Annotated in this window: 8 protein-coding genes; 6 read left to right on the top strand and 2 right to left on the bottom strand. The window is 68.6% G+C overall.

Translation table 11 applies throughout. The features are described 5' to 3' along the window. Positions 1-9: 9 nt before the first annotated feature. Both HUA74_RS02445 and HUA74_RS02440 read right to left on the bottom strand, forming a co-directional pair. Positions 10-1,524: an SDR family NAD(P)-dependent oxidoreductase gene (locus HUA74_RS02445; RefSeq protein WP_174453255.1), complete on the bottom strand. Its 1,515-nt coding sequence runs from the start codon at positions 1,522-1,524 to the stop codon at positions 10-12. A gap of 477 nt (positions 1,525-2,001) precedes the next feature. Further along, positions 2,002-2,424 (bottom strand): YciI family protein, encoded by a 423-nt coding sequence (locus HUA74_RS02440; protein ID WP_174453254.1) that lies wholly within the window; start codon positions 2,422-2,424, stop codon positions 2,002-2,004. A 351-nt stretch (positions 2,425-2,775) separates the two neighbouring features. Here HUA74_RS02440 and HUA74_RS02435 point away from each other — a divergent pair, with 351 nt between their 5' ends. The 6 genes from HUA74_RS02435 (at position 2,776) to HUA74_RS02410 (ending at position 12,452) form a co-directional block, all read left to right on the top strand. Beyond that, on the top strand, positions 2,776-3,225 hold the full coding sequence (locus HUA74_RS02435) for a YciI family protein (protein WP_174453253.1): 450 nt from the start codon (positions 2,776-2,778) through the stop codon (positions 3,223-3,225). A gap of 107 nt (positions 3,226-3,332) precedes the next feature. After that, positions 3,333-5,168, top strand: a complete 1,836-nt coding sequence (locus HUA74_RS02430) for a fibronectin type III domain-containing protein (protein ID WP_174453252.1) — start codon at positions 3,333-3,335, stop codon at positions 5,166-5,168. 74 nt (positions 5,169-5,242) lie between these two features. After that, positions 5,243-8,263 carry a DEAD/DEAH box helicase gene (locus HUA74_RS02425; RefSeq protein ID WP_174453251.1) on the top strand — a complete coding sequence of 1,007 codons (3,021 nt, stop codon included), beginning with the start codon at positions 5,243-5,245 and terminating at the stop codon, positions 8,261-8,263. A gap of 156 nt (positions 8,264-8,419) precedes the next feature. Beyond that, a complete protein-coding gene (locus tag HUA74_RS02420; protein WP_174453250.1) occupies positions 8,420-8,854 on the top strand; it encodes a hypothetical protein in 435 nt (144 codons plus the stop codon). Between the two features lie 116 nt (positions 8,855-8,970). After that, a complete protein-coding gene (uvrA, locus tag HUA74_RS02415; RefSeq protein WP_174453249.1) occupies positions 8,971-11,514 on the top strand; it encodes an excinuclease ABC subunit UvrA in 2,544 nt (847 codons plus the stop codon). A 38-nt stretch (positions 11,515-11,552) separates the two neighbouring features. After that, positions 11,553-12,452 carry a glycosyl hydrolase gene (locus HUA74_RS02410; protein ID WP_174453248.1) on the top strand — a complete coding sequence of 300 codons (900 nt, stop codon included), beginning with the start codon at positions 11,553-11,555 and terminating at the stop codon, positions 12,450-12,452. Positions 12,453-12,468 lie beyond the last annotated feature (16 nt).

The following is a 12,468-nucleotide window of genomic DNA, read 5'->3' as shown; positions in this document are numbered from 1 at the left end:
CGAAGGTGTTCAGGAGTCGAGGGCGAGCAGCGCCCGTACATCGTGTCCGTTGGAGGGCTGCCGGCCGACGGGCAACAGGCCGTCCACCGTGCCGGAGAGCCCGCCGTCCACCACCCAGATGGCCCCGTTCACCCGCTGCGTCTTCGGTCCGAGCAAAAGCTCCGTCACGTCGGCCACGTCGTCCGCCGTGCAGAGCTGCCCGCCGGGCGTCGCCGCCTCCCAGCGCGAGACGCGGCCAGGGGCGTTGGGGAACATTCCCAGCAGCTCACCGTGCACCGGCCCCGCCGACACGCAGTTGGTGCGAATGCCCTCGGGCGCCAGCTCCGCGGCCAGGTAGCGCGTGAGGGACTCGACGCCCGCCTTCACCACGCCCTGGCAGCCCAGGTCATGCATGTACCGCTGGGACATGGACGTGGACATCGTGACGATGGCCCCGCCTCCTCGCCGCGCCATCAGCGGACGCGCCCGCATGGCGCACTCGTAGGTGCCGGTGACGCACGTGCGGAACGCCTTGTCCCAGTCGCGCGGCGCAATCCGGTCGAACGGTCCAATCAGGCCGTTGGACGCGTTGCACACCAGGAAGTCCAATCCACCGAGCCGCTCCTCGATGGAGGAGAACAACCGCTCCAGGTGCTCCTCCTGCGCGACGGACCCCCACAGGTGCAGCGCCTTGCCTCCCGCCGCGACAATCTCCTGGGCCGTCCGCTCCCCTTCGTCCCGGGAGTGGAACGAGTTCACGACCACCGTCGCCCCCGCGCTGGCCAGCCGCATGGCGACCACCTTGCCAATGCCCTTGCCCGAGCCCGTGATGAGCGCGACCTTCCCCTCGAACGGAAGCCGAGCCACGACAGGCGGCGGCGAGGCCCGCACGGACTCCTCTACCGGGTGACGAGGAGCGGTCACCGTCCCTCGCGACGCACGAATCGCCTCGCAGATGGCGGAGAGCGTCCGCAGTCGCTGGGAGGGCTTGGGGCCCACCTCCAGCCCCAGCTCCTTGACGAGCACGGCCAGCACCTCCGCCTGCTTGACGGAGTCGATGCCGAGCTCGTCCTCCAGGTCCGCCTCCAAGGTCAACAACTCCACCGGATAGCGCGTCACCCGCGCGAACACGGACCGCACCTGGGACTCTAGGTCCGACGACTCCCTGGGCGCGGGGGAAACCACCCGAGGAGAGACAGCAACGGGAGCGGGCGCCGCGACGGGAGCAGTGGCCACTGGTGGAATCGGCGCGACGACCGACGCGGGCGCCCCTTCCGCCAGCAACTCCACCACGCGCTCGGAGATGGCGCCCAGCGTGCGCGCCTTCGCTCCGCGCGGCAGTCGGTCGGCCGCGAGGTTGAACTCCCGCGCGACGACCGCGGCAATCTCAGCGAGCTTCACCGAGTCGATACCCAGCTCATCCTCGAGCTGGGCCTCCGCCGTGAGGATGTCGAGCGGATACCGCGTGACACTCGCCGCGCAACGACGAATCTGCTCCAGGACCTGAGTCAGCGACCCGGAACCCTGATGAAATGACGGGGACATTCTGAACCCTCACAATTCAAGAACCGCATGGAGATGAATGAGCCACGTGCGTTGTGCATCAGGGGTCTGACATTGCCTCTCAAACCCACCACATGCGACACGCAATCAGGAACAAACAGACTCGCGGGAATACGCACCCGCGAAAATGAATCACTCACCGCGCGCGTTCGCTCTCGTCAGCGCTGGGAGGAATTCCTCGAGAACGCCACGGCGAGGGAATGAGCACGCCGCGGAATACACACGCACGCGAACCCCTCCAGACACACGTCTCCCCTCCATGGCCATACAAGACCTGACGGAGTGGCATCAATGATTTAAAACACATCCATCGCTCAAGCCGAGGGCTCTCGCGACAGGCTTTCCCGGCGGCACGGACCATGCCATTCACACCGGGGAATAGAATGTCTCGCATGAGCCCCCATCAAAGTGGGGCCTCGTGCGTGTCCAGCGGGGGTGTGGGGAAGCGGTGCGGGGTGCCTAGCTCTTCGCGGCCTGCTCACGCAGACGCGCATCCTGCGCACGCAGCTCGGGCGTGAGCTCGGCACCGAAGTCCTCCATCTCGAAGACCTGGCGGATTTCAATCTCCGATTCGCCGTACATCGGGTTCGGGCAGCGCTTCACCCACTCGATGGCCTCTTCCTTCGACTTCACCTGGAACAGCCAGAAGCCGGCCACCAGCTCCTTCGTCTCCGTGAAGGGGCCATCCACCACGGTCCGGCTCGTTCCAGAGAAGCGCACCCGCGCGCCCCTGGCGCTGGGGTGGAGTCCCTCGCCCGCGAGCAGCACCCCCGCCTTCACCAGCTCCTCGTTGTACTTCCCCATCGCGGTCAGCAGCTTCTCGTCCGGCATCTTTCCGGCTTCCGAGTCCTTCGTCGCCTTGACCAGCACCATGAATCGCATGTCGGACTCCTTCGGGTTCCCGAGGTTCGTTCGTGCCCGTTGTCCCGGGCTCTACTTCTTCGTCGAACAGGCTCGCGGGAGATCGACACGGCCTTTTAATTTTCTGTGCGCCGCCTTCAACCCCGTGAAATGACAGGCCGCCCCGCGTCCTTCTCTGGAAATTGGGGCGTGCGTCGCCAGAAATCATGGAGCCGGTCGCTCGCCCGGTCCGGTGGCGAGGAGCGCATCCCTCCCCTGAAGCGAGGGGCGCCAGCGCGCGTCGATTTCACCAACGTCCGTTCGTTCTTCCAGCACCACCCGAGACGGAAGGCCCGAAAGCCCCACCGTCCCGCCACGAGGGAACCGACGACGATGCGATTCTTGATTCTGCGCAAGGCCGACGCGAGCACGGAGGCCGGTGAGGTGCCGGACGCGGCGCTGCTCGCGGCGATGGGGAAATACAACGAGGAGCTGATGAAGGCCGGCATCCTCGTCGCCGGCGAGGGACTCCATCCGAGCGCCCAGGGTGCGCGCGTGAAGTTCTCGGGCGGCCAGCCCCGGGTGTTGGACGGGCCCTTCGCGGAGACGAAGGAACTCATCGCGGGCTTCACCATGATTGACGTGCGGTCGAAGGAAGAAGCCATCGAGTGGCTGAAGCGCTGGCCCTCCATCGACGGGCGCGGCGAAGTCGAACTGGAGCTGCGTCGCGTGTACGAGCTGTCGGACTTCGACACCGGGCCCACACCCGAGCTGAAGGACGCCAACGCGCGCATGCGGGACCACCTCCAGGAAGCCGGCAAGCCCCTCACGCCTCAGGGATAACCACGAGGCCGCGCGCGGCGTGAGGGAAGAGAACGAAAAGAAGGGATTGACCCGAAAAATGGGGCGGTCCGCTCTCTTCGTTCTCTCCCAGCCGAAAGGCAGACGCCATGCAGCTTCCAGGACACCTCCCCCGGGCGGCACTCATCGCCCTGGTGGCCTTCGTCACCCTGCTCAGCACCCTGCTTCCCGCTTCCGCCTTCGCGGCGGACCGAGGGGCCTGGGCCCCCAATACGCAGTACACCGTGGGCGACATCGCCTCCTATGGAGGCAAGGCCTACGACTGCCGTCAGTCCCATTTCTCCCTCGTGGGCTGGGAGCCCCCCAACGTCCTGGCCCTGTGGCTGGAGCGTACGGGGAATCCACCACCCGACACCCAGGCCCCTTCCACGCCACCTTCGCTCACGTCCACGGCGAAGACCTTCGACAGCGTGTCGCTGTCCTGGGGCACATCCACGGACAACGTGGGCGTCACCGGTTACGAGGTCTTCACCAACGGCGGCGCCGCCGCGTCCGCGTCCACGTCCGGTGCCACCATCGTCACCGTGACGGGCCTCGCGGAGAACACCACGTACACCTTCACCGTGAAGGCCCGTGATGCCGCAGGCAACCGCTCCTCCGCGAGCACCGCGCACAGCGTGACGACGTCACCCCGCCCGGCGAACGACACGGTGGCGCCCTCCACTCCCGCCAACCTCGCCTCCACCAGCGTGAGCAGCAGCAGCGTGTCGCTGTCCTGGGGGGCGTCCACGGACAACGTGGGTGTCACCGGCTACGAGGTGTTCGTCAATGGAAGCGCGTCCGCGTCCGCCACCACCTCCGGTGCCACCAGCGTCACGGTGACGGGGCTGGCCGCGAACACGACGTACACCTTCACCGTGAAGGCCCGCGATGCGGCGGGCAACCGCTCCACCGCGAGCAACAGCATCTCCGCGACGACGACGGGCACGCAGCCGGTGGGGAACAAGATTCTGGTCGGCTACTGGCACAACTTCGACAACGGGTCGACGAACATCCGGCTGCGCGACATCTCCGCGAAGTTCAACGTCATCCAGGTCGCGTTCGCCGAGCCCGTGGGCGGCGCCGGCTCCGGCAACATGGCCTTCACGCCGTACAACTCCAGCGTCGCGGACTTCAAGGCGGACGTCGCCCTGCTCAAGAGCCAGGGGCGCAAGGTGCTCATCTCCATCGGCGGAGCCAATGGCACGGTGCACCTGGATGACGCCGCCGCCCGGCAGAACTTCGTCACCACCATGCAGGGCCTCATCGACACCTACGGCTTCGACGGGTTCGACCTGGACCTGGAGGGCAGCTCGCTGTCGCTCAATGGCGGAGACACCGACTTCCGCAATCCCACCACGCCGCGCATCTCCAACCTCATCCAGGCCACGCGCCAGTTGCTCAACCAGAATGGCTCCGGCTTCATCCTGACCATGGCGCCGGAGACGGCCTATGTGCAGGGTGGCATGGCCGCATACGGCGGCCCCTGGGGCGCGTACCTGCCCGTCATCCACGCGCTGCGCGACAGACTGACGTACCTGCACGTGCAGCACTACAACACCGGGACTGTCACCGCGCTCGACGGCCGGGCCTACGCGCAGAGCACGCCGGACTTCCATGTCGCGATGGCGGAGATGCTCCTGCGAGGCTTCCCCGTCGGCGGCAATACCAGCGCGATGTTCCCCGCGCTCCGGCCCGACCAGATTCTCATCGGCCTGCCCTCCTCCCCGCAGGCGGCGGGCGGCGGGTACACCACTCCGGCCAACGTACACAAGGCGCTCGACTACCTCCTCAAGGGCCAGTCCTTCGGAGGCACGTACGTCCTGCGCAACACCGCGGGCTACCCCGGCTTCAAGGGCCTGATGACCTGGTCCATCAACTGGGACAAGTTCACCAACTTCGAGTTCTCCAACAGCCACCGCGCGTACCTGGACACCTACCCGTAGCCACGCGCCTACAGGCCCGGCGCAGGCGAGCATTGCGCCGGGTCCTCCAACGGAGCTAGGGAGGCGGTCCTCGTATGTCCGCGACCGCCGACCTGCTCGAAGCCATCCAGGAGGAAGCGCGCCAGGAGACCTGGTCCGCCGGCATGGGCCTCGCTCGTGCTGGCGCCGTCTCGGTGCAGTCCGTCGGTGAAGAGGAGACGGTGCTGCGCGTGCGCGCCACCGGCCGTCCCGCGCCAGTGACGACCGTCCTCTATCCCGAGGACGAAATCTGGGAGTGCGACTGCAAGGGGAAGGTGGACCCCTGTGAGCATGTGGTCGCCGCCGCCCTCTTCCTCCACCACTCCTCGCAGAAGGCCGCGCCAGCCCGCCCCGCCGCGCCCGCGCGTCCACCCGTTTCCGCGCCCACGCGCGCAACAGCCCCCTCCGCCCCGCGTCCCGGCACAGCGCCCAAGCCGGAGCGGATGGTGTACCGCTTCAAGCGCGTGGACGGGGGCCTCCAGCTCGAGCGCCTGGTGGTCCGGCCCGACAACACCGCCCGACTCCTGGCGCGCAGCCTCTCCTCGCTGCTGACGAACCCCGTGGAGGCCGCTCGCATCCAGGTGGAGCCGTGCGACCGCGTCGCTGACGCACTGCTCGCGAAGCCCACGCGCGGCGCCCTGCCACCCGAGCGACTGGAGGCGCTGCTGCGCGCGCTGGAGCCCGCGCGCACGGTGCTCTTCGACGGTAACCTGGTTTCGATATCCAGCGAGCTGCTCCTGCCTCGCGTCACCGTGGAGGACCGGGGCGAGCAGACAGTGCTGAAGGTGGACCGCGACCCACGCGCCACCGAAGTCGTCAGCCCCGGCGTGGCGGTGGGCGGTGGCATCCTCTTCCGCATGGGCGAGCAGTCGCTCACCGGCTCGCGGTGGGAGAACCTACCCCAGGAGCGCGTCTTCTCGCCCGACCAGATGGGCGACCTCACCGGCAAGGTGCTGCCGGAGATGGCGCGGCGTCTGCCCGTGGACGTGAAGAGCCAGCGGCTGCCGCGCATCGACCGCACGCTCAAGCCGCGAATCTCGCTGGAGCTGGACCCGCTGGGCACGGGGCTCTCCGTGCTGCCCACGCTCGTGTACGGTTCACCGCCCACGGTGCGCATCGACAACGGGCGCATGGTGTACCTCACCGGCGCGGTGCCCGTGCGCAACGAGCCCGCGGAGCAGCAGCTCATCCACGGCCTGCGCGACGAGCTGAACATGGTCCCCGGTCGCCGGGTGACGGTGCAGGGACAGGAGGCCTTGCAGCTCGCCGACAAGCTGCGGCGCTGGCGGGGTGGGCTCACCGGAGATGCGGCGCGCTTCGTCAGCCCCGACGTGAAGCTGCGCCCCATGCTCGACGTGAAGGCGGGGACCACCGAGGCGGGTGCCCCGCGCGTGGACTTCTCGTTCGACTTCCAGGTGGAGGGCGCGGGACCGGATGCGCCTCGCACGGTGGACGCGGGCGCGGTGATGAAGGCGTGGGAAGAAGGACTCGGCCTGGTGCCCCTGCAGGGAGGTGGCTGGGCTCCGCTTCCCACCGCGTGGCTGAAGTCACATGGCCAGCGCGTGACGGACCTCTTGGCGGCGCGCGGCTCGGATGGACGGCTCGCCAACCACGCCATCCCCCAGCTCACGGACCTGTGCGAGGCGCTGGAGCACCCGTCCCCACCCGGCCTGGAGCGGCTGGCGCCCCTGGTGCAGGGCTTCGAGAAGCTCCCCGACCCGAGGCTCCCGGCGGACCTCACCGCGACGCTGCGGCCCTACCAGCTCCAGGGCGTGAGCTGGCTCACGTTCTTGCGTCAGGCGGGCCTGGGCGGCGTGCTCGCGGACGACATGGGTCTGGGCAAGACGCTGCAGACCATCTGCATGGTGGGCAAGGGCACGCTCGTCGTCGCGCCCACCAGCGTGCTCCCCAACTGGCACGCGGAGGTGAAGCGCTTCCGTCCCTCGCTGAAGGTGTCCGTGTACCACGGCCCCGGACGCTCGCTGGACGAGACGGCCGACGTGACGCTCACCACCTACGCGCTGATGCGGCTGGACGCGGAAGTCCTCGGCGCGAAGACGTGGGACATGGTGGTGCTCGACGAAGCCCAGGCCATCAAGAATCCCGACAGCCAGGTGGCTCGCGCGGCGTACGGGCTGGAGGCGACCTTCCGCCTGGCGCTCAGCGGCACGCCCATCGAGAACCGGCTCGAGGAACTCTGGAGCCTGATGCACTTCACCAACCAGGGACTGCTCGGCGGGCGCAAGGAGTTCGAGGAGCGCTGGGCCCGTCCCGTCGGTGACAACCACAAGGGCGCCGCCGAGCGACTGCGCGCGCGCATCCGTCCGTTCGTGCTGCGCAGGCTCAAGCGGGACGTGGCCCCGGAGCTTCCTCCGCGCACGGAGTCCGTGCGTCACGTCACGCTCAGCGAGCACGAGCGCGCCGTCTACGACGCGGTGTACTCCGCCACCCGCGAGGAGGTGGTGTCCCAGTTGGAGGCGGGCGGCAGCGTGCTCAAGGCGCTGGAGGCCCTGCTGCGGCTGCGTCAGGCCGCGTGTCATCCCGCGCTCGTCCCGGGGCAACACGCGAAGACGTCGTCCAAGGTCCAGGCGCTCCTGGAGGCGCTCGGCACGGCGGTGGAGGACGGACACAAGGCGCTCGTCTTCTCGCAGTGGACGTCCATGCTGGACCTCATCGAGCCGGCGCTGAAGGAAGCGGACATCGGCTTCATCCGACTGGACGGAAGCACGTCCAATCGCGGCGCCGTGGCGGAGTCGTTCCAGGACCCCAAGGGTCCGCCGGTGATGCTCATCTCGCTCAAGGCGGGCGCCACGGGCTTGAATCTCACGGCGGCGGACCACGTGTTCCTGGTGGACCCGTGGTGGAATCCCTCCGTGGAGAACCAGGCTGCGGACCGCGCGCATCGCATCGGCCAGCAGCGCCCCGTCATGGTGTACCGGCTGGTGTCCCAGGGCACGGTGGAGGAGAAGATCCTCACGCTCCAGGACAAGAAGCGCGCGCTGTTCGAGTCCGCGCTGGGTGGAGCCTCCGGTGGCGGCGCCATCACCCGCGCGGACCTGATGCAGCTGCTCGACTGACGGCAGGCGGCTCCGTCAGGAGCCGTGGCCCCACGAGCGCCCTCCTCCCCGGCGTCATCGATAACAGGGAGTGATTGACCGAGGCTCGATTAGTTCCCAACGGAATTCATGGGAGCCCGGTACGGTGGCTGTCGCCCGAAGGAAGAAGGGGGACCCATGAAATCGCTGCTCGCACTGGCCGCCGCCGCGCTCTTCAGCGTCATCGTCAATCCACTGGGCGCGGAGCTGGCCCGCCTCTTCTCGGACATCGGTCCTCAGAACCAGGGCGCCATGTTCATGCTCGCCCCGTATGTCGCCGTCCCGCTGGTCTGCTTCGTCACCGTGGGTGTCGTCGTTGCCTACGGAGTGCCCAGGACTCCTCCGGTGACCTGGGGGCTTCTCACCGGCGCCGTCAGCGCGCCCGTGCTGCTCCTCGCCGGACAGACTCTGGTCTGGAGCCATGTGGGCGAGGATGCCCAGGCCGCCATCGCCCTCATCTTCATGCCTATCCGCGCGGTCATGGCCTCGGGAGCCCTGGCGCTGGGCGCCATCTTTGTCCGCTGGGTGATAGGGCGGTGGAGGAACGCCGTCGACCGCCTCCGGCATGGCTAGGGCGCACGTTCCCGGCGGCCCGCGCAGAGACTCGAGCACGGGCTCCGTCGGTCGGAGCCTGTTCCTCCGCGCCTCCCGGCACCAGATTCGGTAGGACGCCCGGAGGAGCGTCCCTCATGAGCCGACCCCGCCGTCTTCACCTCGCAGGACCGTCCGGTGACACCCGGACGGGCTTCGTCCGCGTCCGGGGTGCCCGCGAGCACAACCTGAAGCACGTGGACGTGGACCTGCCCCGCGACGCGCTGGTCGTCTTCACGGGCGTCTCCGGCTCCGGCAAGTCCTCCCTGGCATTCGGGACGCTCTACGCGGAGGCCCAGCGGCGCTACTTCGAGTCCGTGGCCCCGTACGCTCGGCGCCTCATCGACCAGGCAGGCATCCCCGAGGTGGACTCGATCGAGGGTCTTCCCCCCGCAGTCGCGCTTCAGCAACACCGGGGCGCCCCCACGACACGCTCGTCGGTGGGCAGCGTGACGACGCTGTCGAACTCCCTGCGCCTGTTGTACTCGCGCGCCGGCACCTACCCGCCGCATCAGCCGCATCTCGACTCCGATGCCTTCTCCCCGAACACTCCGGCGGGAGCGTGCCCGAACTGCCACGGCCTGGGCCGCGTCTACGAGGTGACGGAGCGGACCCTGGTGCCGGACGACTCGCTCACCATCCGGGAGCGAGCCATCGCCGGGTGGCCGCCCGCGTGGCACGGGCAGAACCTGCGCGACATCCTGGTGTCGCTTGGCTACGACGTGGACACGCCCTGGAGGGACCTGCCCAAGAAGGACCGCGACTGGATTCTCTTCACGGACGAGCAGCCCACCGTCCCGGTGTACGCGGGCTTCACTCCCGCGGAGACGCGTCAGGCGCTCAAGCGCAAGACGGCGCCCAGCTACATGGGGACCTTCACCGGCGCCCGGCGCTACGTGTTGCAGACCTTCGCCACGACGCAGAGCCCGCTCATCAAGAAGCGGGTGTCGCGCTACATGGAGAGCGGCGAGTGTCGCGTCTGCCACGGCAAGCGGCTGCGCCCTGAGTCCCTGTCCGTCACCTTCGCGGGATTGGATTACGGAGAGCTGTCGCGCCTGCCGCTCAAGCGTGTCGCCACCCTGCTCCAGCCCTACGCGGAGGGGACGGCGTCGCCCCTGAAGAAGCTCACGCGAGAGCACCCCGAGAAGGCGCTCGTCACGGAGCGCATCGCGAAGGACCTGGTGGAGCGACTGCACGTCCTGCTGGAGCTGGGCCTCGGATATCTCTCACTGGAGCGCGGCACGCCCACGCTCTCCCCGGGTGAGCTGCAGCGGCTCAGGCTGGCCACCCAGGTGCGCTCCAACCTGTTTGGCGTGGTGTACGTGCTGGACGAGCCCTCCGCGGGCCTGCACCCCGCGGACACCCAGGCGCTGCTCAGGGCGCTCGACGCGCTGAAGGGCTCCGGCAACTCGCTCTTCGTGGTGGAGCACGAGATGGACGTCATCCGCCACGCGGACTGGGTCATCGACGTGGGCCCGGCCGCCGGAGAGCAAGGCGGAGAGGTCCTCTACAGCGGTCCGTTGGACGGGCTCAAGGGCGTGGAGGCGTCCCAGACGCGGCGCTACCTCTTCGGAGCCGAGCCCTCTCGTCCCCGCCCCCCGCGCACTCCCAAGGGGTGGCTGCGCCTGCGAAGCGTCTCCCGCAACAACCTGCAGGGGCTGAGCGCCGACTTTCCGCTGGGCGTCTTCACCACCGTGACGGGCATCTCCGGCTCCGGCAAGTCGAGCCTGGTGAGTCAGGTGTTGGTAGAGCTGGTGGCCGCGCACCTGGGCCACGAGCCTCCCGAGGAAGAGGAGGACGGCGAGCCGCTGGAGCGCACCCTCGTCCTGACCACGGGCGGGAAGATCACCGAGGGACTGGAGGACATCCACCGGATGGTGCGGGTGGACCAGAAGCCGATTGGCCGCACGCCACGCTCCAACCTCGCGACGTACACGGGCCTGTTCGACCACGTCCGCAAGCTCTTCGCCGCGACGCCGGCCGCGAGGTCTCGCAAGTACGACGTCGGGCGCTTCTCGTTCAACGTGGCCAAGGGCCGCTGTGAGACGTGCGAGGGCGAGGGCTTCGTGAGCGTGGAGCTGCTGTTCCTGCCCAGCGTCTATGCGCCCTGCCCCACCTGCCATGGAGCCCGCTACAACGCGAAGACGCTGGAGATTCGCTACCGGGGGAAGAACATCGCCGACGTGCTGGGCATGACGGTGGACACCGCCCATGCGTTCTTCACCGAGGAGCCCCACGTGCAGCGCGCGTTGGGCGTCCTGCGCGAGGTGGGCCTGGGCTACCTGCGCCTGGGCCAGCCCGCGACGGAGCTGTCCGGCGGCGAGGCCCAGCGCATCAAGCTGGCCACGGAGCTGCAACGCACCCAGCGAGGCCACACCCTCTACGTCCTGGATGAGCCCACCACCGGCCTGCACCCCGCGGACGTGGACAAGCTCATGGCGCAGTTGGATGGACTCGTCGAGGCGGGCAACACCGTCATCCTCGTGGAGCACGACATGCGCGTCGTCGTCGCGAGCGACTGGGTCATCGACCTGGGGCCCGGCGCCGGGGATGAAGGCGGCCACATCGTCGCGGCCGGCACACCCGCCCAGGTCGCCGCGTCATCGAAGAGCCGCACCGCGCCATTCCTCGCACTAGGATGACCGTCTCCACGCGCCCTCGCGGGCGGAGGTGACGGCACATGAGACGCTGGCTCGCGCCATCCTACATCGCGTTGTTCCTGCTCCTGGGTTGCGACCCGGCGGACCCCATCAAACCCGGCCGCCCTTCCACGGACGATGCGGGCACCCAGACGCCTCCGCTCATCAAGAGCGCCAAGCGCGGCATCGCCTTCGACCTGGCGACGCCCGAGGACCTGGCGGCCGTCTCTCCGGGCGTGAGCTGGTGGTACAACTGGAGCCCCCGTCCCCATACCAACGTGCCCACGGACTTCCGCACCCGCTACGGCATGGACTTCATCCCGATGCTCTGGAACGGCGAATTCGACGCCGCGCGCACCGAGACGATGCTCCGGGACAATCCCCACATCGAATACCTGCTGCTGCTCAACGAGCCCAACCTGACGGATCAGGCGAACATGTCGCCGCAGGCCGCCGCGCGGCTGTGGCCCCGGTACGAGAGCGTCGCCGCCAACACGGGCGTGAAGCTGGTGGGCCCGGCGATGAACTGGGGAACGATGTCGGGGTACTCGGACCCGGTGGTCTGGCTGGATGCGTTCTACGCCGCCTACCGCGCGGAGAACGCCAACCGTGAGCCCCGCATCGATTACCTGGCGTTCCACTGGTACGACTACGGACTCGACGGCCAGCTCAACCGGCTCACGAAGTACGGCAAACCGTTCTGGGTCACCGAGTTCGCCAACTGCCACCAGCAACAGGATGGCGCGCAGATTGACTCGGTCGCCAAGGCGAAGGCGCAGATGACGGAGATGGTGGCCGTCTGCGAGCGCCGGGCGGACGTGTTCCGCTACGCGTGGTTCACCGGACGGTGGACCAATGACCCGTGCTTCGCGAGCCTCCTGGGCGCGCCCGGCGTCCTGAACGAGCTGGGCAGGCACTACATCTCACTGCCCGCGCCCTGAGGGCGGAGACAGCGCG

Source organism: Myxococcus sp. CA051A (genome assembly GCF_013336705.1).
In the GTDB taxonomy this organism is placed as follows: Bacteria; Myxococcota; Myxococcia; order Myxococcales; family Myxococcaceae; genus Myxococcus; species Myxococcus llanfairpwllgwyngyllgogerychwyrndrobwllllantysiliogogogochensis.
This window is presented reverse-complemented; position numbering and strand designations above follow the sequence as displayed.

Bases quoted from the DNA above. Each gene is read 5' to 3' on its own strand.
- HUA74_RS02440 (WP_174453254.1), bottom strand. From the start codon at position 2,424: ATGCGATTCATGGTGCTGGTCAAGGCGACGAAGGACTCGGAAGCCGGA.
- uvrA (WP_174453249.1), top strand. From the start codon at position 8,971: ATGAGCCGACCCCGCCGTCTTCACCTCGCAGGACCGTCCGGTGACACC.
- HUA74_RS02430 (WP_174453252.1), top strand. From the start codon at position 3,333: ATGCAGCTTCCAGGACACCTCCCCCGGGCGGCACTCATCGCCCTGGTG.
- HUA74_RS02410 (WP_174453248.1), top strand. From the start codon at position 11,553: ATGAGACGCTGGCTCGCGCCATCCTACATCGCGTTGTTCCTGCTCCTG.
- HUA74_RS02445 (WP_174453255.1), bottom strand. From the start codon at position 1,524: ATGTCCCCGTCATTTCATCAGGGTTCCGGGTCGCTGACTCAGGTCCTG.
- HUA74_RS02435 (WP_174453253.1), top strand. From the start codon at position 2,776: ATGCGATTCTTGATTCTGCGCAAGGCCGACGCGAGCACGGAGGCCGGT.
- HUA74_RS02425 (WP_174453251.1), top strand. From the start codon at position 5,243: ATGTCCGCGACCGCCGACCTGCTCGAAGCCATCCAGGAGGAAGCGCGC.
- HUA74_RS02420 (WP_174453250.1), top strand. From the start codon at position 8,420: ATGAAATCGCTGCTCGCACTGGCCGCCGCCGCGCTCTTCAGCGTCATC.